The sequence below is a fragment of the Streptomyces sp. SLBN-8D4 genome (assembly GCF_049739545.1).
Taxonomy (GTDB): domain Bacteria; phylum Actinomycetota; class Actinomycetes; order Streptomycetales; family Streptomycetaceae; genus Streptomyces; species Streptomyces canus_C.
Window position 1 is genome coordinate 8,967,837 of record NZ_JBMGQC010000001.1, and the last position, 20,118, is coordinate 8,987,954.

The window sequence follows — 20,118 nt, forward strand, 5'->3', positions numbered from 1 at the left end:
TTCCGGTCATACGCTCAGCTTGACTGCCGGCTTCAGCTCCTCGTGGTCGATCAGCCAACGCACCGACTCCAGTACGGCGGCCTCCGGTTCGTAGCGCGGGGCGTAGCCGAGGAGGGTCCTCGCCTTCTCGATGGCGAGGCACTGGCTGCGGTGCAGGTGCTCCCAGCTCGCCTCGGCGTGTTCCGGGGCCGTGGTGCTGCGGAACTCTTCCCAGGTCACCGGCTCCAGCGACGCTTTCCGGCCGAACCAGCCGGCCGCGACACGGGCGTACCCGCGCACGTTCAGCGCGGTGGGGGCCACGACGGTGAAGTCCTCTCCCGCCGCCGCGTCCCGGTGCTCGACCGCCCGCTCGAAGGCCTGCGCCACGTCGTCCGCGTGCACATGGTGCATCAGCTCGACGCCGCTGCCGGGGACCTTCAGCGGCTGTCCCGCCGAGAGCGTGTACCAGACCGCGGGGTCGAGGTTCCCCAGCGGACCGATCGGGTGCCAGCCGGGGCCGACGATGTGCCCGGGGTGCAGGGACGTGGTCACCAGGCCCCCGGAAGCGGTCTCCTCCTTCAGCATCCGGGCGATACGGTCCTTCTGGATGCCGTACTCCCCGACGGGCGGGGTGCCCGTGGTCTCGGAGATCGGCAGCTTGTCGGCGGGGCCGTGCCGCCACACGCTGCCGCAGTGCACCAGGTGCCCGACCTCGCCGCGCAGCCGCTCGACCAGCGCGACGGCCGAGTCCAGGGTGAAGCAGACGAGGTCGATCACGACGTCCGGCTCCAGCCCGGCCACGCGGTCGCCGAAGGTCCCCTCGCCGTCCTCCTGCTCCCGGTCGGCGGCCACCTGACGCACGTGTCGCCATTCGGGAGCCTCAACGTAGGCGGTACGGCTGCCACGGCTGATGTTGATCACTTCATGGCCGGCGCGGACCAGTCGGGGGACCAGGAAGGTGCCGATGTGCCCGCTACCGCCGATGACGACGACTCGCATGTTCTTCCCATCAGTGTCAGGTCGGGCAGGCCAGTCTGATCAGGCCCCCGGCGGCGCCGTCAAGCTCCATCGTGCCGCGACCTGCGTCAGCAGTGCCTCCCGGAGGAGCCCGCGGTGGGGGAGGACGAACGGTCCGTCCAGGTCGGGGTCCGGCCGGTCCCGCGCGTCAGCCGCGTCGCCGGTGCGCGGGTCCGGCCGCACCGGGGGATGGGCGGGCCGCCGAACTCCCCGCGGACCAGAGCCTGGTGGCCGCCTTCGTGAGCCGTCCCGCGCACGAGGTGCTCGCCGCGGCGGCGGAAACCGCAGCCCTCGGTGGACATCTCGGTGGCGCAGGACCGTTGTCAGTGGTGGCGACTAGCCTGCGGGCATGATCGAGACGACCGAGGGCGACCGCGCCTTCCCGCCCGCCCTGGCCGACGTGGCCCGCGTGGAGTTCGACTACGACGACGGCGAGGGCGTCGACTTCGAGCCGTACGACGCCTTCGACTCCGCCGAGGAGACCACCGACTGGCTGCGCAACTGGACCGGCAACCACGACCTGGACGGCGATGCCTACCGGGTCTTCGGACAGGACGGCACCGGTGGCCTCGCCGCCCTGTGGTGCGTGCGGCCGGGGCGGCCCCTCGTCGAGCAGCCCGTGGTGTTCCTGGGCTCGGAGGGCGAGCGCGGGGTCGTCGCGGCGAACCTGTCCGACTTCCTGTGGGTGCTGGCCGACGGACTGGGGCCGATGGAGGTCGTGGAGCACGAGGAGTACGACGCCCGCCCGAATCCGGAGCTGACCGAACTCGCCGAGCGCCACTCGACCACCCCGCGCCGGACCACCCGCGACATCGTCGCAGCCGCCCGGTCCGAGTTCCCGGCGTTCTCCGAGGACATCGACGCGCTCTGCCGGTGAGCGGCGTCAAGGCCGACGCCACTCCACGGCCAGGGCCCGACCGGGGTTGTCGACGAGGATGTGCCCCACCGGTTCCTCACCCAACTCGACCACGAGCCGCGGACGCACCCGGCGCAGCAGATACGGCATCCCGGGGCCACCGTTGACGGACCGGGCGGCCGCGGTCGTGGTGTCGCCGCCCAAAAGCAGACGGTCCCCGTGACCCGCCTCGGCGAGGGCGCGTACGGCGTCCGGCATGCGCCAGTCCGTGGCGTGGTTGGCGCGCGACGGCCCGTCGAAGGCGAGGTAGCAGCCCGAGGCCGCGGCCTGGCGGTGCACGGTGAAGTCGGGGGAGCGGTTGAGGTGCCCGAGGATCACCCGTTGCGGCGGCACCCCCAACTCCCCGCACAGCAGGTCCAATACGTCCAGCGCACCGGTCCCCAACTCCAGGTGGACGGCGATCGGCGCCCCCGTCGCGTGGTGTGCCTCGGCCGCCGCGGACATGGTCCAGCGGGCGTGCGCGTCGAGCGCGTGGAAGCCGCCGGCCACCTTGATCAGCCCCGCGCGGACGCCGGACGTGCCGATGCCCTCGGTGAGTTCGGCGACGAACACCTCGGCGAGACGACCGCGCAGTCCGGCGAGCGTCGCGTCGTCGTAGTGGACGGCCTGGTGCAGCCCGGTCGCGGCGACGATCCGCACCCCGGTCTCTCGCGACAGCGGCGGCAGATCGGCGGCCCGCCGCCCCAGCCCGTACGGCGTCCACTGCACCACGGTGCCGCCGCCCAGCCCGGCGAACGCCGCCAGCTCGGCCCGCGCCGCGGAAAGGCTCCGCAGCTCCTGCCCGGGCAGCTGGGGACTGCCGAAGAACAGATGGTCGTGGGCGTCGCACACCCCGAGCTCCCCGGCGGGAGCGTCACCGGCCACCGTACGCACCGCGCCCGCGCTCACCACTGCCGTCCCCGCCCCAGCCGCTCCCGACCCGGCGCCGACACATGCAGCACCTCGAACATCTCGCCGTCCGCCTTGGGCGACTCGTGCGTCCAGAGCGAGAAGTGGACGAGCTCCCAGCGGGCCGTGTCCACGGCGGCCGCCGCGCACACCGCGCCGTCCTCCCCGGCCAGCCGCCCCGCCTCACCCACCGCGTCCGCCATCACCTCGGCCAACTCCACACCCTCGGGCACCTGTTGCCTCCGCCGTACGGCCCACCGGGCGGGGTGGCCGACGGTGCCGCCCTCCTCGTACGACAGACCCGACCACTGGCGCACCGACGGCCGCCCGAAGTCGTTGCTGAGGCCCTGGAAGGCGCCTCCCCAGAGGAAGGTGTTCATGCCCTCCATGGTGTTCCAGAGGTAGAAGGGCGCGTACTGGTTGACGGGCGATCCGTTCACCCCGCGCTCGCGCATCAGGTACGTCTTGAAGCCGAGCCCCTCCCAGTCGTCCAGCAGATGCCCGACCCGGGCCACGCGGGCGCGGACGACGTCCATGTGGTAGTCGGCGGGCAGGGTGAGTTCGTACTGCATGGCGTGCATCGGGCGTCTCCTCAGGCGGGGTAGTCCTCGGGGGCGACATGCGCGTCCCAGTCGGCTGTCGTGCCGTCCTCCGCGGCCTCGACGACCGCGAGATGGGTCATGAAGGTGCGCGGCCCGGCCCCGTGCCAGTGCCACTCGCCCGGCTCGATCCACACCGTGTCACCCGCGCGGATCGGCTCGGCGGGAGCACCCCTGCGCTGCACCAGTCCCTCGCCCTCCAGGACATGGAGCACCTGGCCGTGCGGATGTCGGTGCCACGCGGTGTGCGCGCCGGGGGCGAAGTGGACGTTGAACATCCGCAGCCGGGACGGGGCTTCGGGCGCGGCTATCTCGTCGAGCCACACCGTCCCGGTGAAGTTCTCCGCCGCTCCCTGCCGGGTCCCGGGGCGCTGTCGGGTGATCTGCATGTGTGTCGACTCCTTTACGGCGAGAGGGGTGCGAGCAGCTACGACCTGTGGGGTGCGAGCAGCGAGAGCAGGCCTCGCACGCCGGTGTCGAACGCGGCGGGCGAGCCGGACGCACGGGCGAGGACATAGCCGCCCTGGACCGTCGCGAGCACGGTGGCCGCGATCTCCTCGCCGTCGAGCGTGGTCGCGAACTGGCCCTGTTCCTTGCCCTCTTCGACGATCCCGGCGATGCGCTCGCGGATCCAGTCGATGGTCTCGTCGACCGGCGCGCGCAGTTCGTCGCTGGCGACGACATCCGGATCCATCGTGAGCCGGCCGATCGGGCAGCCCCGCAGCACGTCCCGCTCGCGCCGCAGGTACGCCTCGATGCGCTCGTACGGCGTGCCGGGCCCGCCGAGCGCTTTCTCCGCGGTGGCGCGCAGCTCCTCGGCGGTCCTTCGGATCGCGGCCAGGGCGAGGTCGGGCTTGCCCTTGAAGTGGTGGTACATGCTGCCCTGTCCCGCGCCCGCGCGCTCCAGGATGGCCTTGGGGCTGGTCCCCACGTAGCCGCGCTCCCACAGCAGCTCACGGGTGGACTCGATCAGTCGGTCCGAAGTGCTCATGCCGTCACTGTACATACTAGTAGTTACAGAGTCGAGACCCTGGGGAGCAGGCCGAACAGGGCCACGTACTCCCCGGGAGGTACACGCACTGCCGCTGGCCGTACGACGACCCGACCCCCTCCCCGGAGCCAGTCTCGAAGCATCACCGATCGACACCTTCAGAACTCCAGGGAGACGAACCGACATGCAGACTCTCGCGAACTGGGACGGTGGCCCCGGCCCGTGGATCCTTTTCTTCCCGCTGATCTGGGCGGCCGTCGTGCTCGGCGTCGTCACCGTCCTGCGCCGCACTCTCTGGCGCGGCCGTCGCGGACCGTGGCGTGCCATGGCCGAGGCCGGCCCCTCCGGCGACTCGCCGATCGCCATGCTCGGCCGCCGCTTCGCCTCCGGCGAGATCGACGAGGACGAGTACTGGCGCCGACTGTCCGTCCTGGACGAGCAGTTCGGCCGTGCGGCCGGCAAGCGCGGTGCGGCATGACCGTCACGACCGCCTCGACGAGGACCCTGCCGGCCGCCCGGGTGGTCGACGCCGTGAAGGTGTACGGCAGCGGCGACACCGGCGTGCGGGCCCTGGACGGGGTGAGCGTCGACTTCCCGGCCGGCCGCTTCACCGCGATCATGGGACCCTCGGGCTCCGGCAAGTCCACCCTGATGCACTGCGCGGCCGGCCTCGACACGCTCACCGAGGGCACCGCCTGCATCGGCGACACCGACCTCGGCTCCCTCGACGACCGCCGTCTGACCCTCCTGCGCCGGGACCGCGTCGGTTTCGTGTTCCAGGCGTTCAACCTGGTGCCGACCCTGACCGTGGAGGAGAACATCCGGCTGCCGCTGGACCTCGCGGGCGGCAAGGGCGACCCCGAGTGGATCGACGCGCTGATCGACGTCGTCGGCCTGCGCGACCGGCTCCGTCACCGGCCGGCCGAGCTCTCCGGCGGGCAGCAGCAACGCGTCGCCGTGGCCCGGGCGTTCGCCGGCAGGCCCGACGTCGTCTTCGCCGACGAGCCCACCGGGAATCTCGACTCCCGCTCCGGCGGAGAGGTTCTCGGCCTCCTTGGCAGGACCGTGCGCCGGACGGGCCGCACGGTCGTCATGGTCACCCACGACCCGGTCGCCGCCGCCCACGCCGACGAGGTCGTCTTCCTCGCCGACGGACGCCTGGTGGACCGTATGGAGAACCCGACCGCCGACAAGGTCCTGGACCGCATGAAGGCCTTCGAGGTGTCCTCGGGGGCAGCGGCGACCTCGCGGACCTGGACGGAGGATCCCGTATGAACGCCTCCCTCCGTCTGAGCGTGTCCTCCCTGCGCGCCCACAAGCGGCGCTTCGCCGGCACCTTCCTCGCCGTGTTCCTCGGTGTCGCCTTCCTCGCCGGAACACTCGTCATGGGCGACACCCTCCGCGCCGGCTTCGACACCATGTTCGGCAACGCGACCAGCGGCACCGACGCCGTGGTCCGCAGCGCCGAGGCCATCACCACGCCGGGGGAGAGCCAGGGGGTGCGCGAGCCGGTCACCATCGACCTGGTCAGGACCGTCGAGCAGGTCCCCGGCGTCGCTGCCGCCGTCCCCGACATCCAGGGCGCCGGCCAGCTCGTCGGCGCGAACGGCAAACCCATCGGCGGCCAGGGTCCGCCCACCCTCGCCGGCAACTGGATCGACGACCCGGAGCTCAACCCGTACGAACTGGCCGAGGGCCGCGCGCCGAAGAGGTCCGGCGAGGTCGTCGTCAACCGTGGCACCGCCGAAAAGGGCCACCTGAAGATCGGCGACACCACGGTCCTGCGCACGCCCGACCCCCGTCGAGGTGACCGTCGTCGGTCTCGCGACCTTCGGCGGCGAGGACGGCATGGCCCAGGTGACCTTCACCGGCATGACCCGGGCCGACGCCGAGAAGTACCTCACGGCCAGGCCCGGTGAGGCGTCGACCATCCAGGTGCGCGCAGGTCCCGGCGTCGGTCAGCGGGAGCTCGTCGACCGGCTGACCCGCGTACTGCCCCAGGGCGTCGAGGCGATCACCGGTCAGGAGTCGACCGAGGAGAACACAGACATGATCTCCAGCCAGTTCCTGTCCGTCTTCACCACCCTTCTCCTGGTGTTCTCGGGCGTCGCCCTCCTGGTCGCCACCTTCTCCATCCACAACACCTTCGCGATCGTCGTCGCCCAACGCACCCGCGAGAACGCCCTGTTGCGGGCACTCGGCGCCTCCCGCCGCCAGGTCACCGCGTCGACCCTGACCGAGGCGAGCGTCGTCGCCGTCACCGCCTCCGCCTTGGGCATCGCGGGCGGCATCGGGGTCGCCGCCGGCCTCCAGGCGCTGTTCCCGGCGATCGGATTCCCCTTTCCCGAGGGCGACTTGGTGATCAGCGCGCTGTCGATGCTGCTGCCGCTCGCGGTCGGCGTCGTGGTCTGCCTGGGCTCCGCGCTGCTGCCCGCCGTACGCGCCGGACGCACCGCGCCCCTGGCCGCACTGCGCGAGACTGCCGTGGACCAGTCGGGCGCCTCCCGCGTCCGTGCCGTCACCGGGGCCGGTCTGGCCGCGCTCGCCCTGGGCCTCACCCTCACCGGCGTCCTGGTGTCACCGTCCCTCTGGCTCGCGGCAACCGGCGCTGTCCTGGCCCTCGCGGCCTTTGTGGTCCTCGGCCCGGTCGCCTCCACGATGGCCGTACGCGTACTCGGCGGTCCCCTCGGCCGGCTCCGCGGAGTCACCGGCTCCCTCGCCCGGCGCAACGCCCTGCGCAGCCCCAGGAGGACGGCCGCCACCGCGAGCGCACTGATGATCGGTGTGGCCGTGGTCTCCCTGTTCACGGTGTTCGGGGCGTCCCTGAAGGCCACCATGGACCAGACCGTGTCCCGGTCCTTCGCGGGCGATGTCGCCGTCAGCACCCCGTCGTTCGGGGCGGGCGGCAGCGGCCTGAGCCCCAGGCTCGCCGGAGCGCTTCGGGCACTCCCCGAGGTGGACACGGCCGTGGGCCTCGGGCGCGGTGTCGCCGAAGTCGACGGCAAGGGAAGGGCGTTGACCGTCACGGACCCACTCGCCCTGGAGCGCACCTTCGACCTCGGCACCGTACGGGGCTCCCTGCGCGGCCTCGGCACCGACGGCATCGCCATCACCCGGACGGAGGCGCAGAAACAGGGCCTCACAACCGGGGACAGGACCCGACTCACCTTCACCGACGGCGAGAAGGACACCTTCACGGTCCGCGCGGTCTACGGCCGGTCCGAGCTGGCGGGCGACTACGTCATCACCCGCGCGGCCTGGGCCCCGCACCGCACGCAGGACTCCGACACGCTCGTCGCGGTCTCCTTCAAGGACGGCGTGAGCGCCGGCGCGGGCAAGGCGGCGGTGGAGAGGGTGGCGGCACGGTACGGCCATCCCGAGGTGCAGACCCGCGACGAGTACGCACAGTCGTCGGCCGGCGGCATCGACATGATGCTCACGCTGGTCTACGCGCTGCTCGCCCTCGCGGTCCTCATCGCGCTGCTGGGCATCGCCAACACCCTGACCCTGGCGATCCACGAACGCACCCGCGAACTGGGCCTGTTGAGGGCCGTGGGCCAGACACGTTCCCAACTCCGCGCCATGGTCCGCTGGGAGTCGGTCCTGGTCGCCGCCTTCGGCACGGTCGGTGGCCTCACCCTCGGCGCCTTCCTGGGCTGGGTCCTGGTCAGGGCCTCGGACGGCACGAGCGACAGCACCTTCGCCTTCGCCGTCCCGCCCCCGCAACTCGCGGTGGTCACCCTGGTGGGCCTCACCGCAGGAGCCCTCGCAGGCCTACGCCCGGCCCGACGCGCCGCGCGTCTCGACGTACTGCGGGCGATCGCGACCGAGTGACTGGGGTGAGGGAGCGGACCGCCGATCGCTGGGTCGGCGGTTCGGCCGGGAGGCCGCGGGAGGGGCGCGCCGGTGCCGGGACGGCAAGGTGCGGGAGTCTTCGCGGTCCAGCGAGGGAGCGAACCGCAGTTCGCTGAGTCGGGGCGTCGGCCGGGTCAGTCTGGGAGGGGCGCGTCGGTGTCGGGTCGGCGAACGCGCGGGAGCCTTCGTGGGCTTGCGCCCGGCCCGACGCGCCGCGCGTCTCGTCGTACTACGTGCGATCGCCCCCGAGTGAGTCGCGTGGGACCGAACCGCGGTTCGCGAGTCGGGCGGGAGCGAACCACCGGGTGACACCGGCATGAGCCCACCGACACTCACGGAGCCGGCGCGTCGGCCACGCGCGAGCCGGAGGGGCGCGCCGGTGTCGCGACGGCGGACGCGAGGCGGCCCGATGGGCCGGGCACGATCGCCGCAACGACACCGCGTGGAAGCGCCCCGCAGGCTGACGAGCGAACGCCAGCAGAGGAGTCGTCACCGCCCGGTCAGCCGGCAACGGCGGACCGGGCGGGAGCGTGTTCGGGCCTGCGGGCGTCGGTCCGCACCTCGACAAACCTGAGCGCGGTCTTGTCGAGGACGGTGCGCCGCTGCGGCCGTGCGGCGGAGGGCGTCGGCAGGGTGAACCACACGAACTTCCCCGACTCGCCGTCCGGCCGTACGCCCCAGCTCTCACTGACCGCGGCGACCATCGCGAGCCCGCGCCCGCACGTGGCGAGCGGCTCGGTGTCCTTGATGTCGGCAACGACCGGTAGACGCGGGTCGTGGTCGTGCACCGAGACCATGAGCCGGTCGAGCAGCAGCTCGATCTTCACGGTGCACGTCTTGTCGGGCTGCGCATGGCGGTGGACGTTGGTCAACAGCTCCGTCACACCGAGCACGGCCCGGTCTATGAGGGGATCAAGATGCCAGTAGCGCAATTGCGCAGAAAGGATTCTGCGGACCTGGCCGATCCGCGACGGCAGAGCCTGAAGCTCCACCGTGCAATGCCTGCTTGGGTGACTGATCACGGCTGCGACTCCCCGACGTGAGGTCCGGAAGAACACGGAGTTCGGATCGAGCAGGTGCCTGCGTGGAACGGCCGCCTGCTGTCGTGCCCGGCGGGCTGGTTTGCAGCGTGATCGCCGGTTAACCCAGAGTGATGTGAGACCAGCGTGACGCAGGAGGCGCGGTACCGCAACTCGCGGTGACCTACTGGCTACGCCCCGCAGCCCGGCGTACGGCCTCGATGAACCGCCGTGCCGCGGGCGGCCCCGGCTCGCCCGGAGCGGGGTCGTGCTCGCCCAGGGTCAGCAGATACCGGTTGCCGTTGAGGTCCGCGAGAGCACGGTCGTCCGCGGCGAACCAGGGCTTGGAGGCGCGCACCGCCTGGACCGGCGCGCTGTCGATCTCGCTGCCGTAACTGGTGAGCAGTTCCAGCCTGCCGTCGTTGATCCGGACCTGACCGGCTCGGGTGAGCGAGCGCAACCTCTTCCCGATCCGCACGCCCGTAGCCCTGAACTCCGGCTCCGCCATGCCGCCCCGCCCCCTTGTGCGCGTCGGTGTGCCGACCCGTGCGGCCGCGTGGGCCGAGAGCCGGGTTCTGTCGTGATCCAGTGTGCGCCCCCGTTCGAGACGTCCGTCCCGCCCGGTGCAGTCTGCCCGCCACGGGCGTCGAGCACCAGTACGCACGACATCTCGCAGGGAGCGCCCGGAGCACTCGCCCGAATGCGCCCCCACCCCCGCACGCCGTTGCGACCCCAGGGTGCCTTTGAGGCTCTCAAAGGAGTGTTTATGCAGGTGAGAAGCGTGCGGAAGGTGTCTATGATCGAGTCATCGGCCGCGCGACGCGCCGTCGGCGCGAAGTGTTAGGAGCCCCGCCGTGAGCACCCCTCAGCAGATCCGGACCGGCGACACCCTCGACATCGACCACAGCGACACCGCCTACCGCGGCTGGCTGAAAGAAGCCGTCCGCAAGGTCCAGGCCGACGCCAACCGCTCGGCCGACACCCACCTCCTGCGCTTCCCGCTCCCGGAGAAGTGGGGCATCGACCTGTACCTCAAGGACGAGTCGACCCACCCGACCGGCAGCCTCAAGCACCGGCTGGCCCGCTCGCTCTTCCTCTACGGCCTCTGCAATGGCTGGATCCGGCCGGGCCGCCCGGTGATCGAGGCGTCCAGCGGCTCCACCGCCGTGTCCGAGGCGTACTTCGCGAAGCTGATCGGCGTGCCCTTCATCGCGGTCATGCCGCGCACGACGAGCGCCGAGAAGATCCGCCTCATCGAGTTCCACGGCGGCCGGTGCCACTTCGTGGACGACCCGCGCACCATGTACGAGGAGTCCGCCCGCCTCGCGGGGGAGACGGGCGGCCACTACATGGACCAGTTCACCTACGCGGAACGGGCCACGGACTGGCGCGGCAACAACAACATCGCCGAATCCATCTTCCGGCAACTGGAGTTGGAGCGTTTCCCGGAGCCCGCGTGGATCGTCGCCACCGCCGGCACCGGCGGCACCTCGGCGACCATCGCCCGGTACGTCCACTACATGCAGCACGACACCCGCATCTGTGTGGCCGACCCGGAGAACTCCTGTTTCTTCGAGGGCTGGAGCACCGGCGATCCGGACGTCACATGCGACTGCGGCTCGCGCATCGAGGGCATCGGCCGGCCGCGCATGGAGCCGAGCTTCGTGCCCGGGGCGATCGACCGCATGATGAAGGTCCCGGACGCGGCCAGTGTCGCCGCCGTGCGCGCCCTGGAGCGGGCCATCGGCCGCCGGGCGGGCGGCTCGACCGGCACCGGACTGTGGAGCGCGCTGAAGATCATCGCCGAGATGGTGGCCGAGGGTCGCCGGGGGAGCGTCGTCACCCTTCTCTGCGACCCTGGCGACCGCTACCTGGACAAGTACTACTCGGACGCCTGGCTGGCCGAGCAGGGCCTGGACATCGAGCCGTACACGACGGCGATCGCCTCCCTGCTGGAGACGGGGCTCTGGCCTGGTCAGGCGGCTTCCGGCAGCCTCTAGTCAACCGGCAGCCTCTGGCCGGCGGTCCACGACTCGGCACCGGTCCGGCGCACGTCCGCTCCGCGGGCGCCGAGCGCGAGGGTGCGCGTCAGATGGCCGGGCTGACCATGCACCGTCGCGTCAGGCGCCCGGACTCACCACGGACCCTCCAAAGCCGGACTCACCATGGACCCTCCAAAGAAGGGCTCCCGCTACGCGCTCTGCGCCGCGAGCCGCCGGTCCAGCGTCCGGACCGCCTCCCGGAAAGCCCGTCCCAGCCCGGGCCTGCCGAGCCTGGTGACCGTGCGGAACGCCGCCGTGCCGTCCACGGCGAACGTCCAGCGCACGTGGGTACCCTGCCCGGCGGGAGTGAGCCGCCACTCCTCGGCGATGGCACGGGCGCCGGGCGCGTTGGCCACGTCCACCCGGTAGGCGTACACCTCCGGGGCGTCGGCCGCGAGGATCGTCTCCTGGAAGCGCCCGCCGCCCCTGAGGTGGATCTCCCGGGTCGAGCCGTCCCCGGTCGAGCGGGCCAGCGTCACCGCGGAGAACCATTCCTCCCAGCCCGGTACGTCCTCGGCGAGCGCCCGGTGGACCGCCTTGGGCGGAGCCGACATCTCCTGCACGAACACCATCCGTACGGGCGCGGCGGCTATGAAGTCGAGCCCCACCTCGCGCAGTTGGTGAGCCATGGGCACACTCCCCTGGAGTCCGACGGGAGGGCCACCCTAGTTGACGCTCAGTCAGATGTCTGTACCGTCAACGGACTCGCCCGCCACGACCAGCCGCCGCAGATGCTCCGAGACCTCCGCACGCGCCGACGCCGGCAACCCGGCGTCCGTCACCAGCGTGTCGACCTGTTCCAGCGAGGCGAACGAACTCAGGCCCACGGTGCCCCACTTGGTGTGGTCGGCGACCACCACGACCCGCCGTGCCGACTGCACGAGACGCCGGTTGGTCTCGGCCTCGGCGAGGTTCGGCGTGGACAGGCCGGCCTCGACCGATATGCCGTGCACACCGAGGAAGAGCACGTCGAAGTGGAGCGCCCCGATCGCCTGGTCGGCCACCGGCCCCACCAGCGAGTCGGAGGGCGTGCGCACCCCGCCGGTCAGCACGACGGTCGCCGCGCCCTGACGGGGGCCCGTGGTGCGCTGCGCCGCGTGGAAGACGTCGGCCACCCGCACCGAGTTGGTCACCACGGTCAGGTCCGGCACGTCGAGCAGATGGTGGGCCAGCGCGTACGTCGTCGTACCGCCCGACAGCGCGATCGCGGTGCCCGGGGCGACCAGCTCCGCCGCGGACCGCGCGATGTCCTCCTTGGCGGTCAGCTCCAGACCCGACTTCGCCTCGAAACCGGGCTCGTGGGTGCTCGCCTCGACCACCGGGACCGCGCCGCCGTGCACCTTCTCCAGCACACCCTGGCGGGCCAGCGCGTCGAGATCGCGCCGCACGGTCATGTCCGACACGCCGAGCTTGCGGGTCAGCTCGTTGACCCGCACCCCGCCTCGGCGCCGGACCTCGTCCAGGATCAGGGCGCGCCGCTGCTCCGCGAGGAGGTTCTGATTCTCACTCACGTACGCTCCGGTCCTTTCGCCTGGGGCCGTCCGACTCGCCCTGCGCACCCTCTCCCACGAGGACATTTTGCCCGTCCCTGGTGCGCGGGACGTCCCATACTCGCACGGGCCCCCACCAGGAGCGCCACCGACCGCCCCGTCGCGCTCGCGTCACCCGGGTGACAGTGGGCTCCGGCCGTCACCCGGATCGGGGAGATTCCGTGACGAGTGGTGCGCGCAGGGCGCTGAGCGGAGATCCTTGTGCGCGCACGGACAGATGCCGACGGCGCGTCACGGGGGAAGTGCGAAGCAGTGGAACCTCTCACCACCATGGGTGCGGACGGCTCGGCCGCCCGGCCCGAGGAATCCGGAACCGCCCTGGAACTCCTGGTCCACGGAGTGGGCGGCACCACGCCGGAGAAGATGCTCGACGATCCGCGCACGGTACGGATCACCGGCGACGAGGTCGCGGCCGTCTTCCGGCGCGCCGACGACGTCGACGCCGAGAAGAGACCACGCGACGGGCGCACCGGCCCGGTGCCCGAGGCGTACGTCTGGTGCAATCTCACCTCCGGCAACGGCACCCGCGCCCTGTGGCTGCTGTTGCTGCCGTTCATGGTGGTCAACCTCGCCCACTGGATGCGCCCCACCGCACGCGACCGCAGACGCACCGTGCGCTTCTACGGCCTCCTGGTACGGCTCGCGAGCCTGACCCTGACCGTGCTGCTGGTCGCCGCCGCCTGCGAGGTCGCCCTGGACCTCGCGGCCTGGCAGTGCGCCGGCACGCGCGCGTGCGCCGAGTCGCACTCCTGGCTGGGCTTCCTGTCGCCCGACCTGTCGGACGGCGGCTGGTGGAGCCGGCCGGGCCGCCGCCTCGCGCTGGCGGCCGTGGTCCCGGCCGCGCTGACCGGCCTGCTCTGGTACCTGTCCCACCGCACCTGGAGCGCCTACGAGTCCCAGCAGCCCATGGCCCGCCCCGGCGAGCCGGAGGAGGACAACGACCGCACCGCGCTCGGCCGGCCCGGCTTCTGGTACGGCCGCCGGCTGGTCGCCCGCCTGCGGGCCGCGCACACCGCGGCGGGCCTGCTGACGATCGCCGCGGCGGTCAGCTCCACGGCGGCCCGCTTCGACCGCGAACCGGGCGGCCCCGCCCTCCTCGACACGCTCGGCCGCCTCCTGGAGGCCGGTCTCGTCGCCGCCGGGGTCGCCGTCGTCTGGGTGGTGTGCCGCCGCGGCCGCAGCGAGAACTACCTCGACCGGCAGCTCGACGGGCATCTCGTACGGCGCCTGCCGCTCGCCGCGCTCGTCCTGCTCGCCCTCGCCGCGGTGTACGCCGGGTGGGAACGGCCGGGGTGGCAGTCGCACGGCCGGCTCTCGGGCGACGCCACCTTCGGCGGGATCGCCTTCGTGCAAGGCCTGCTGGTCGTCGCCCTGGCGGTGGTCGCGCACCTGCTGTACCGCACGCATCCCGACCCGCGCGCCGCGATGCGTGGCTTGGCCGGCCCCGCCGTGGCGACACTGGCCTGCGCCCTGGGCGGCGTGATGTCCGGCGGCGTCTCGCAGCGCGTCGCGGACTGGCTGGACGGCACCGGCGCCACCATCCCCGGCCCGCCGGTCCTGCTGACCTGGCAGGCGTCCGTGATCCCGCTGGTCCTCCTCGTGCTGCTGGGCCACTGCGCGTGGCTCGGCCGGCGCACCTGGCGCTCCGGCCGGGACCAACTGGGCGCCGTCGAGAGCGAGTACCCCGCGGAGCCCAAGGACGCGGCACGCACCCGCCGTATCGCCCGCACCCGCGCCATGGCGGCGCTGACGGACCGGGGACCCCGCCTGCTCGGAGTGACGTCGGCCAGCACCCTGATCCTCGGAGCCGCAGCCCTCGTCGGCGCCCTGACCTCCCACAGGACACCGGCAAAGGCCACCGAGGGGGCGTACGCCTTCGTCCAGGGCGCCGCCGACACCGCGCAGGCACTCGGCTCCTGGCTGATCGGCCTCGGCTTCATCCTGTTCGTCACCTGGGGTCGCCGCGCCTACAAGGACCCCTCCGCGCGCCGGACCATCGGCATCCTCTGGGACGTGGGCACCTTCTGGCCGCGCGCCGCCCACCCCTTCGCCCCGCCCTGCTACGCCGAGCGCGCGGTACCGGACCTGACCTGGCGGATCGCGACCTGGATCCGCGCCACGCGCGGCCGGCTGGTCATCTCCGGACACTCGCAGGGCAGCGTGCTGGCGGCCGCCGCGGCCTGGCAGCTGGAGCCGGCGGTCCGGGGGCGGGTCGCCCTGCTCACCTACGGCTCCCCGCTGGAGCGCCTCTACGGCCGCTGGTTCCCGGCCCACTTCGGCCCGGCCGCGCTCACCGCCCTGCACCACGACGTGGACTGCTGGCGCAACCTCTACCGGCTCACCGACCCCATCGGCGGCCCGGTCCGGCTGCCCGGCGACTGCGGCCCCGAGGTGGACCGGGAGCCCCTGAAGGACCCGCTCGCCTACGGCCGCACCGATCTGCATCCGCTGCCGTCGGCGATCCTCGGCCACTCCGACTACCAGGCAGACCCGGTCTTCGCCGAGGAGCGGGCGAGACTGCTGGGCCGGCTCCAGTCGGATGTGCCGGGCCCGCGCACTCAGGACGACTCGGGCAGATCCTCGGCGTAGAGCAGGGTCAGGTCGTCCTTGGTCGGGTCCTCCACGTGGGCGACCCGGCTCGCGTGCCGCTCCACCATCGCCTCGAAGGTCTGGCGGGCGGTACGGCCGTTGCCGAAGGCGGGACCCTTGGGCAGCACGGTGAAGTACTTCCGCAGGGCCTCCGCGGCGCCCGGAGCCAGCCGGTACTCGTGCTCCTCGGCCTGCTGCTCCACGATGCGGAGGAGTTCCTCGGGGTTGTAGTCGCTGAAGGTGATGGTCCGTGAGAAACGGGACGCCACACCCGGGTTGACCGACAGGAACCGCTCCATCTCGGCGGTGTAGCCCGCGACGATCACCACGACCGCATCCCGGTGGTCCTCCATCAGCTTCACCAGCGTGTCGATGGCCTCCTTGCCGAAGTCCCGGCCCGAGTCCTCCGGCGACAGCGCGTACGCCTCGTCGATGAACAGCACTCCGCCGCGTGCCCTGTCGAAGGCCTCCTGGGTACGGATCGCGGTGGAACCGATGTGCTCGCCGACCAGGTCGACACGGGACACCTCGACGAGATGACCCTTCTCCAGCACGCCGAGGGAGGCGAGGATCTCGCCGTAGAGCCGGGCGACCGTCGTCTTGCCGGTGCCGGGGGAGCCGGTGAAGACCAGATGGCGCTTGACGGACGCCGCCTTGAGGCCCGCCTGCTGGCGTCGCCGGCCCACCTCGATCATGTCGGTGAGCGCCCGCACCTCGCGCTTGACGCTGTCCAGGCCCACCAGGGCGTCGAGTTCACCGAGCACGGCCTTCGAGGTACGCGAGGGCTTCTCCGGCTCCGCGGGGGCGATCAGCGGGTCCTGCTCGGTGACACGCTGCCCGGGGATCGTCCCCAGCAGACCGGGGGAGCGGGACTCCGTCTGCACGACCGTCTCCCGGGCCGCGGGCGGGGTCGGGCCCCCGCTCTCGTCGCTGGTGCAGTCCTCGACGACGGGGCCCGCTCCGGCGGCGGCGTCCGGGGCGTCCGCGAACTCGTAGCCCCCGCGCGCGCAGCGCTCCGTGCGGCACTTCCTCAGCGTCGTACGGCAGCCGTCTATGACATGGAAGCCGTACCCGCCGCTGCCCGTCACCCGGCAGTTCAGGAAGCTGCCGCGGCCGCCCGCCGACACGTAGAAGCCCGCCTCGGCGGGGGAGTCGACGGTGCAGCGCTCGATCGTCGGGTCGGCGCCCTTGGTGACGATCACGCCGGTCTGGGTGCCGTCCACGGTGCAGCTGTTGAGGGTGCCGCCGCTGCCGTGGTCACGGAACCAGGCGCCGGTCGCCGCGTCCCGGATCCGGCAGTCGTCGAGCTGCGCGGTGGCGCCGTCGCTCACGGACACGGCCGTGTTGCGGACCTGGGAGATGTCGGTGTCGACGACGTCCGCGCGCGAGCCGCGGTCCAGGACGAACAGGGCGTCCGGCACGTCGTGCACCCGGCAGGAGTCCAGTACGGCGGTGGCGCCGTCGCTGACCCAGACGGCCGGGTAATCGCCCGTGCTGTCGAAGATCTCGCACTGGTTGGCGTCCACGCGGGTGCCCGGGTCCCACACCGACAGGCCGTTGCGCCCGAACTGACGGACCGTCGTGCGGGTCAGGGTGAGCACCGAGCGGGAGCGCAGGTCGACCGCGTTCTCCGGGATGTCGTGGATGCGGCAGTCGGCCAGGGTCAGGACCGCGTCGGTGTCGAGCGTGACGCCGTCGCCGGTGGTGCGGTGCACATCGCAGTCGGTGAGGTGCGCGGTGGCCCGGCCGGTGACCTGGACCCCGCTGCCCCGGACCTCGTAGACCTCACAGCCCACCGCCTCCAGCGCGGAGTTCTCCCCGGTCGCCGAGAGGCCCGCGCCCGAGGTGTGGTGGATCCGGCAGCGCTCCAGACGGGGGTGGGCGCCCCCGCGCACCGCGACGCCGGACTGCCCGGCCGCCACGATCTCGCACTCCTCGAACACCCCGCCCGCGCCGTCCAGTACGGCGATGCCGACACCGGCCGGGTTGTCGACGGTGCAGCGGCGCACGGTCGGGCGGGCGCCGCCGCGCACCTCTATGCCGGCCGCGGACCGCGTGACGATCCGGATGTCGGCGAGCTCCGGGGTGCCCTCCTCGACGAGCAGGGCGGGCGCGGCCGCGTCCTGGCCCTCCACATGCAGGTCCAGCACCACGGCGGAGGCGCGCACGGTCAACGGCACCCCGTCCAGGGGCGCGATCCGCACGGAACCGGGCGACCCCTCGGGGCCGCGCAGGGTCACCGCCCGCTGCACGACGAGGTTCTCCCGGTAGGTGCCGGGCGCGACCGTGAGCACGTCACCGTCCGCCGCGGCCTCCAGGGCGGCGGCGAGCGACGCGTACTCACCCGTGCGGCGCCGCCACCGCGATGTACCGGTGTGCGTCACCTGGACCGTGCCCTGTGCCATGGCGTTGCTGTGCCCCCACCTCGTAGTACGCGGGTTTGTGCTGCCGAGGAACCTCGGCCGGTCCACCGTAGCGTGCGCGCGGGCGGTGGGTTGACCAGAGCACCAAGGCCGTCAGCTGCCGGTGCCGGTCCGGCCCCAGTCCGGGCCCGCGCGGTCCCAGGCCTGGTCCCAACGGGCGTACCGGCGACGGACCATGCGCCAGACGGCGAGCCGCCTGACGCCCTCTGTCAGGCCCGCGGTCAGCAAAGCTGCCCCGGTGCCCGCGAGAACGGCATGGGTGGTGGCGGTGGCGGAGTCCAGCGGCCGGGCCGCGATCCGTCCGTGGAGGTCCGTCCACAGGCCGAAGTGGTCACCGCGGTGCGGGGTCTGGAGACCGGCCAGGACCGTGCCGTGGTGCCTGGTGCCGTCCGGTGCGGTCCAGTCGGCCACCACCCGGGTGCGCGGATTCCGCCCCGCGGTGGCCTCGGGGTCGGCGTCCAGCGGCGAGCGCTCCAGTTTGCGGATCACGATCGCCGTCACCAGCCGCCGGGAAGCCTGCTGTTCACGGACCGACCGCTGGAGCGCGCCCTGGGCCGCATGCCCGGTGACGGCGCCGATCACCGGCCCGAGGACCAGGATCAGGAGCAGGGCCAGGAGGGCGACCCAGGCCTCGGCCAGGTCGGTCCCACGGCGCAGCGGGTTGCGCCGCCAACGCCAGAGTCCACTGATCGCTCGCACCGTCCGCACCCCCTTCCCGCTCCGTGATAACCCCGGACGGAGTTGTTCACGCGCGGGACCGGCCGAAGAGAGAGCGAAATCACCTGCGGCCGGGTCCTCTCATGAACTCCTCATGAAAGCCCCAACGTGCGGGCCCCCGGGCGGTGTTCCCGTCGGCGGTAGCCGGGTGGATCTTTGGCGGAACTTTGTCCGAAGGCCGCTGCGTCGACCCGCCGCCCGCTCCCTATTCGAGGATCGTGACCGGGTCGCCGACCCGGATCGTGCCGCGGGAGCGGGGCACCAGATTCTGTCCGAAGACGAGATTGCTGCCGAAGCGGCGGTGCCGGGCCAGGCTGTGCAGGGGCTCCTTGCCGCGGACGGCGCGGTCCTGGTCGGTGGTGGTCACCACGCACCGCCCGCACATCTTGGCCACTCGGAAGGTGACGTCCCCGATGGCGAGGAGCGACCAGTCGTCCTCGGCCCAGGCGTCGGTGCCGCCCACGACCACGTTCGGCCGGAAGCGGTTCATGGGCAGGGGGCCCTCGGCCGCGTGTCGGCCCTCGGAGACCAGGGAGTTGAGGGCGTCGAGGGACGCCGCTGAAGTCAGCAGCAGCGGATATCCGTCGGCGAAGGTGACGGTCTCGCCCGGCAGCGCGTACTCGGGTTCGACCGGACGGCGCGTGGCGGGGTCGTCCATGTGGACGAGGCGGGTCTGGGCGCCGAGGTATGCGCTGCACCACGCGTGCGCGGCCGCGTCGGCGGCAGGCACCCCTTCGACCTTGTCCCCGAAGATGTCCAGCGTGACGGTCTCACCCGGCTCGGGGACCGGCACCGCCAGCGGCTCCACGCCGGGCGCCGACAGCATGACACCGCCGCCGGGCAGCAGCTCGGCGGCGGCCTGCGCGAGGCGCGGGTGTTGTCGCTGGGTGACGACCTTTCCCCCGTCGTCGACCAGCGCCCAGCGCCGGTCTCCGGCCAGCCCCCAGGGCTCCACCGCGGCCTCCTGGAGTGCCTGACTCCGCAACGCCTTGACCGGATGGACGTGAATCGACAACAGCTGTGCATTCCCCATGGGGCCATCGTGCCAGGTGGCACCGACAGCCCGGGAGGGGATCAGTACCCGCGGTACTGCTGGTTGTTGTACGGGTCCTGGTAGGGAGCCGCCGGAGCGGGCCGGGGAGCCGCGGGGCGCATCGCCTCGTAGCCCGTGCCCATGCCGGGGCCGGCCGGACGCGGCTGCTGCTGCGGTCCGGGGTAACCGCGGGGCGCGGCGGCCTGCTGCGGGATGTACGCCGCGGGCGCCTGCTGCAGCGGAGCGGGCTGCTGCGCCTGCGGATAGCCGTAGGAGGAGTAGGAGGGACCCGCGGGAAGAGCGGGCAGCGCGGACGGCAGCGCGGGCAGGTGGCTTGCCGGGACGTCGTACGCGGCCGGCACCCGGATCGGGGCGATCTGCGGGGTGCCCCGCTCGGCCACGAGTGAGTCGTAGATCGGAGTGTCCGGGAAGGAGGCGGAGTAGTAGCCGCCGCCATAAGTGGAGCGGGGGGAGGTCATGGCACATAAGTTAAGCCCACG

18 protein-coding genes and 1 pseudogene are annotated in these 20,118 nt (G+C 72.5%); 6 read left to right on the forward strand and 13 right to left on the reverse strand.

What is annotated here, in order from left to right; genetic code table 11:
• Window positions 1-6 precede the first annotated feature (6 nt).
• Window positions 7-978 carry an NAD-dependent epimerase/dehydratase family protein gene (locus RKD20_RS40615; protein ID WP_424882071.1) on the reverse strand — a complete coding sequence of 324 codons (972 nt, stop codon included), beginning with the start codon at window positions 976-978 and terminating at the stop codon, window positions 7-9.
• Window positions 979-1,345: 367 nt separating this feature from the next.
• Here RKD20_RS40615 and RKD20_RS40620 point away from each other — a divergent pair, with 367 nt between their 5' ends.
• Window positions 1,346-1,873: an SMI1/KNR4 family protein gene (locus RKD20_RS40620; RefSeq protein ID WP_424882072.1), complete on the forward strand. Its 528-nt coding sequence runs from the start codon at window positions 1,346-1,348 to the stop codon at window positions 1,871-1,873.
• 6 nt (window positions 1,874-1,879) lie between these two features.
• On the opposite strand, the gene RKD20_RS40625 is transcribed toward RKD20_RS40620, so the two are convergent.
• From RKD20_RS40625 to RKD20_RS40640, 4 genes are read right to left on the reverse strand one after another with little or no spacing between them, the layout of a single operon-like run.
• Window positions 1,880-2,803, reverse strand: coding sequence for a phosphotriesterase family protein (locus RKD20_RS40625; RefSeq protein ID WP_424882073.1), 924 nt, complete (start codon window positions 2,801-2,803; stop codon window positions 1,880-1,882).
• Window positions 2,797-3,381, reverse strand: coding sequence for a DUF4865 family protein (locus RKD20_RS40630; RefSeq protein WP_424882074.1), 585 nt, complete (start codon window positions 3,379-3,381; stop codon window positions 2,797-2,799). The genes RKD20_RS40625 and RKD20_RS40630 overlap by 7 nt, the downstream gene beginning before the upstream one ends.
• Window positions 3,382-3,392: 11 nt before the next feature.
• Window positions 3,393-3,788, reverse strand: coding sequence for a (R)-mandelonitrile lyase (locus RKD20_RS40635; RefSeq protein ID WP_020118201.1), 396 nt, complete (start codon window positions 3,786-3,788; stop codon window positions 3,393-3,395).
• Between the two features lie 38 nt (window positions 3,789-3,826).
• Window positions 3,827-4,405 carry a TetR/AcrR family transcriptional regulator gene (locus tag RKD20_RS40640; protein ID WP_424882075.1) on the reverse strand — a complete coding sequence of 193 codons (579 nt, stop codon included), beginning with the start codon at window positions 4,403-4,405 and terminating at the stop codon, window positions 3,827-3,829.
• A 169-nt stretch (window positions 4,406-4,574) separates the two neighbouring features.
• On the opposite strand from RKD20_RS40640, the gene RKD20_RS40645 reads away from it, so the two are divergent.
• The 3 genes and pseudogenes from RKD20_RS40645 to RKD20_RS40655 all read left to right on the forward strand — a co-directional run bounded on the left by RKD20_RS40645 (window position 4,575) and on the right by RKD20_RS40655 (window position 8,224).
• On the forward strand, window positions 4,575-4,868 hold the full coding sequence (locus RKD20_RS40645; RefSeq protein WP_424882076.1) for an SHOCT domain-containing protein: 294 nt from the start codon (window positions 4,575-4,577) through the stop codon (window positions 4,866-4,868).
• Window positions 4,865-5,665 (forward strand): ABC transporter ATP-binding protein, encoded by an 801-nt coding sequence (locus RKD20_RS40650; protein WP_424882077.1) that lies wholly within the window; start codon window positions 4,865-4,867, stop codon window positions 5,663-5,665. Before RKD20_RS40645 ends, RKD20_RS40650 begins: the two co-directional genes overlap by 4 nt.
• Window positions 5,662-8,224 (forward strand): annotated as a pseudogene (locus RKD20_RS40655) (ABC transporter permease). The gene RKD20_RS40650 and the pseudogene RKD20_RS40655 overlap by 4 nt, the downstream one beginning before the upstream one ends.
• Before the next feature lie 521 nt (window positions 8,225-8,745).
• Here RKD20_RS40655 and RKD20_RS40660 read toward each other — a convergent pair.
• Both RKD20_RS40660 and RKD20_RS40665 read right to left on the reverse strand, forming a co-directional pair.
• A complete protein-coding gene (locus tag RKD20_RS40660) occupies window positions 8,746-9,267 on the reverse strand; it encodes an ATP-binding protein (protein ID WP_424882078.1) in 522 nt (173 codons plus the stop codon).
• A 181-nt stretch (window positions 9,268-9,448) separates the two neighbouring features.
• Complete coding sequence (locus tag RKD20_RS40665; RefSeq protein ID WP_351987199.1) at window positions 9,449-9,772, reverse strand: hypothetical protein; 324 nt, start codon at window positions 9,770-9,772, stop codon at window positions 9,449-9,451.
• Window positions 9,773-10,118: 346 nt separating this feature from the next.
• Between RKD20_RS40665 and RKD20_RS40670 the strand changes: the two genes are divergently transcribed.
• The gene (locus tag RKD20_RS40670; RefSeq protein ID WP_424882079.1) at window positions 10,119-11,264 is read left to right on the forward strand and encodes a PLP-dependent cysteine synthase family protein; all 1,146 of its coding nucleotides are present in this window, start codon (window positions 10,119-10,121) and stop codon (window positions 11,262-11,264) included.
• A gap of 191 nt (window positions 11,265-11,455) precedes the next feature.
• On the opposite strand, the gene RKD20_RS40675 is transcribed toward RKD20_RS40670, so the two are convergent.
• Both RKD20_RS40675 and RKD20_RS40680 read right to left on the reverse strand, forming a co-directional pair.
• A complete protein-coding gene (locus tag RKD20_RS40675; protein WP_424882080.1) occupies window positions 11,456-11,935 on the reverse strand; it encodes an SRPBCC family protein in 480 nt (159 codons plus the stop codon).
• Window positions 11,936-11,986: 51 nt separating this feature from the next.
• A complete protein-coding gene (locus RKD20_RS40680; protein ID WP_031060176.1) occupies window positions 11,987-12,817 on the reverse strand; it encodes a DeoR/GlpR family DNA-binding transcription regulator in 831 nt (276 codons plus the stop codon).
• Between the two features lie 309 nt (window positions 12,818-13,126).
• On the opposite strand from RKD20_RS40680, the gene RKD20_RS40685 reads away from it, so the two are divergent.
• Entirely contained in the window at window positions 13,127-15,445 is a 2,319-nt protein-coding gene (locus tag RKD20_RS40685) for a hypothetical protein (RefSeq protein ID WP_424883439.1), read from the forward strand.
• Here the strand turns inward: RKD20_RS40685 and RKD20_RS40690 are convergent.
• The 4 genes from RKD20_RS40690 to RKD20_RS40705 form a co-directional block, all read right to left on the reverse strand.
• Complete coding sequence (locus RKD20_RS40690) at window positions 15,415-17,850, reverse strand: right-handed parallel beta-helix repeat-containing protein (protein WP_424882081.1); 2,436 nt, start codon at window positions 17,848-17,850, stop codon at window positions 15,415-15,417. The two genes, RKD20_RS40685 and RKD20_RS40690, sit on opposite strands and share 31 nt — an antisense overlap.
• Before the next feature lie 111 nt (window positions 17,851-17,961).
• On the reverse strand, window positions 17,962-18,567 hold the full coding sequence (locus tag RKD20_RS40695) for an Rv1733c family protein (RefSeq protein WP_424882082.1): 606 nt from the start codon (window positions 18,565-18,567) through the stop codon (window positions 17,962-17,964).
• A gap of 223 nt (window positions 18,568-18,790) precedes the next feature.
• Window positions 18,791-19,618, reverse strand: a complete 828-nt coding sequence (locus RKD20_RS40700; RefSeq protein WP_424882083.1) for an MOSC domain-containing protein — start codon at window positions 19,616-19,618, stop codon at window positions 18,791-18,793.
• Window positions 19,619-19,659: 41 nt separating this feature from the next.
• Window positions 19,660-20,097, reverse strand: a complete 438-nt coding sequence (locus RKD20_RS40705; RefSeq protein ID WP_381338104.1) for a DUF6643 family protein — start codon at window positions 20,095-20,097, stop codon at window positions 19,660-19,662.
• Window positions 20,098-20,118: the final 21 nt, after the last annotated feature.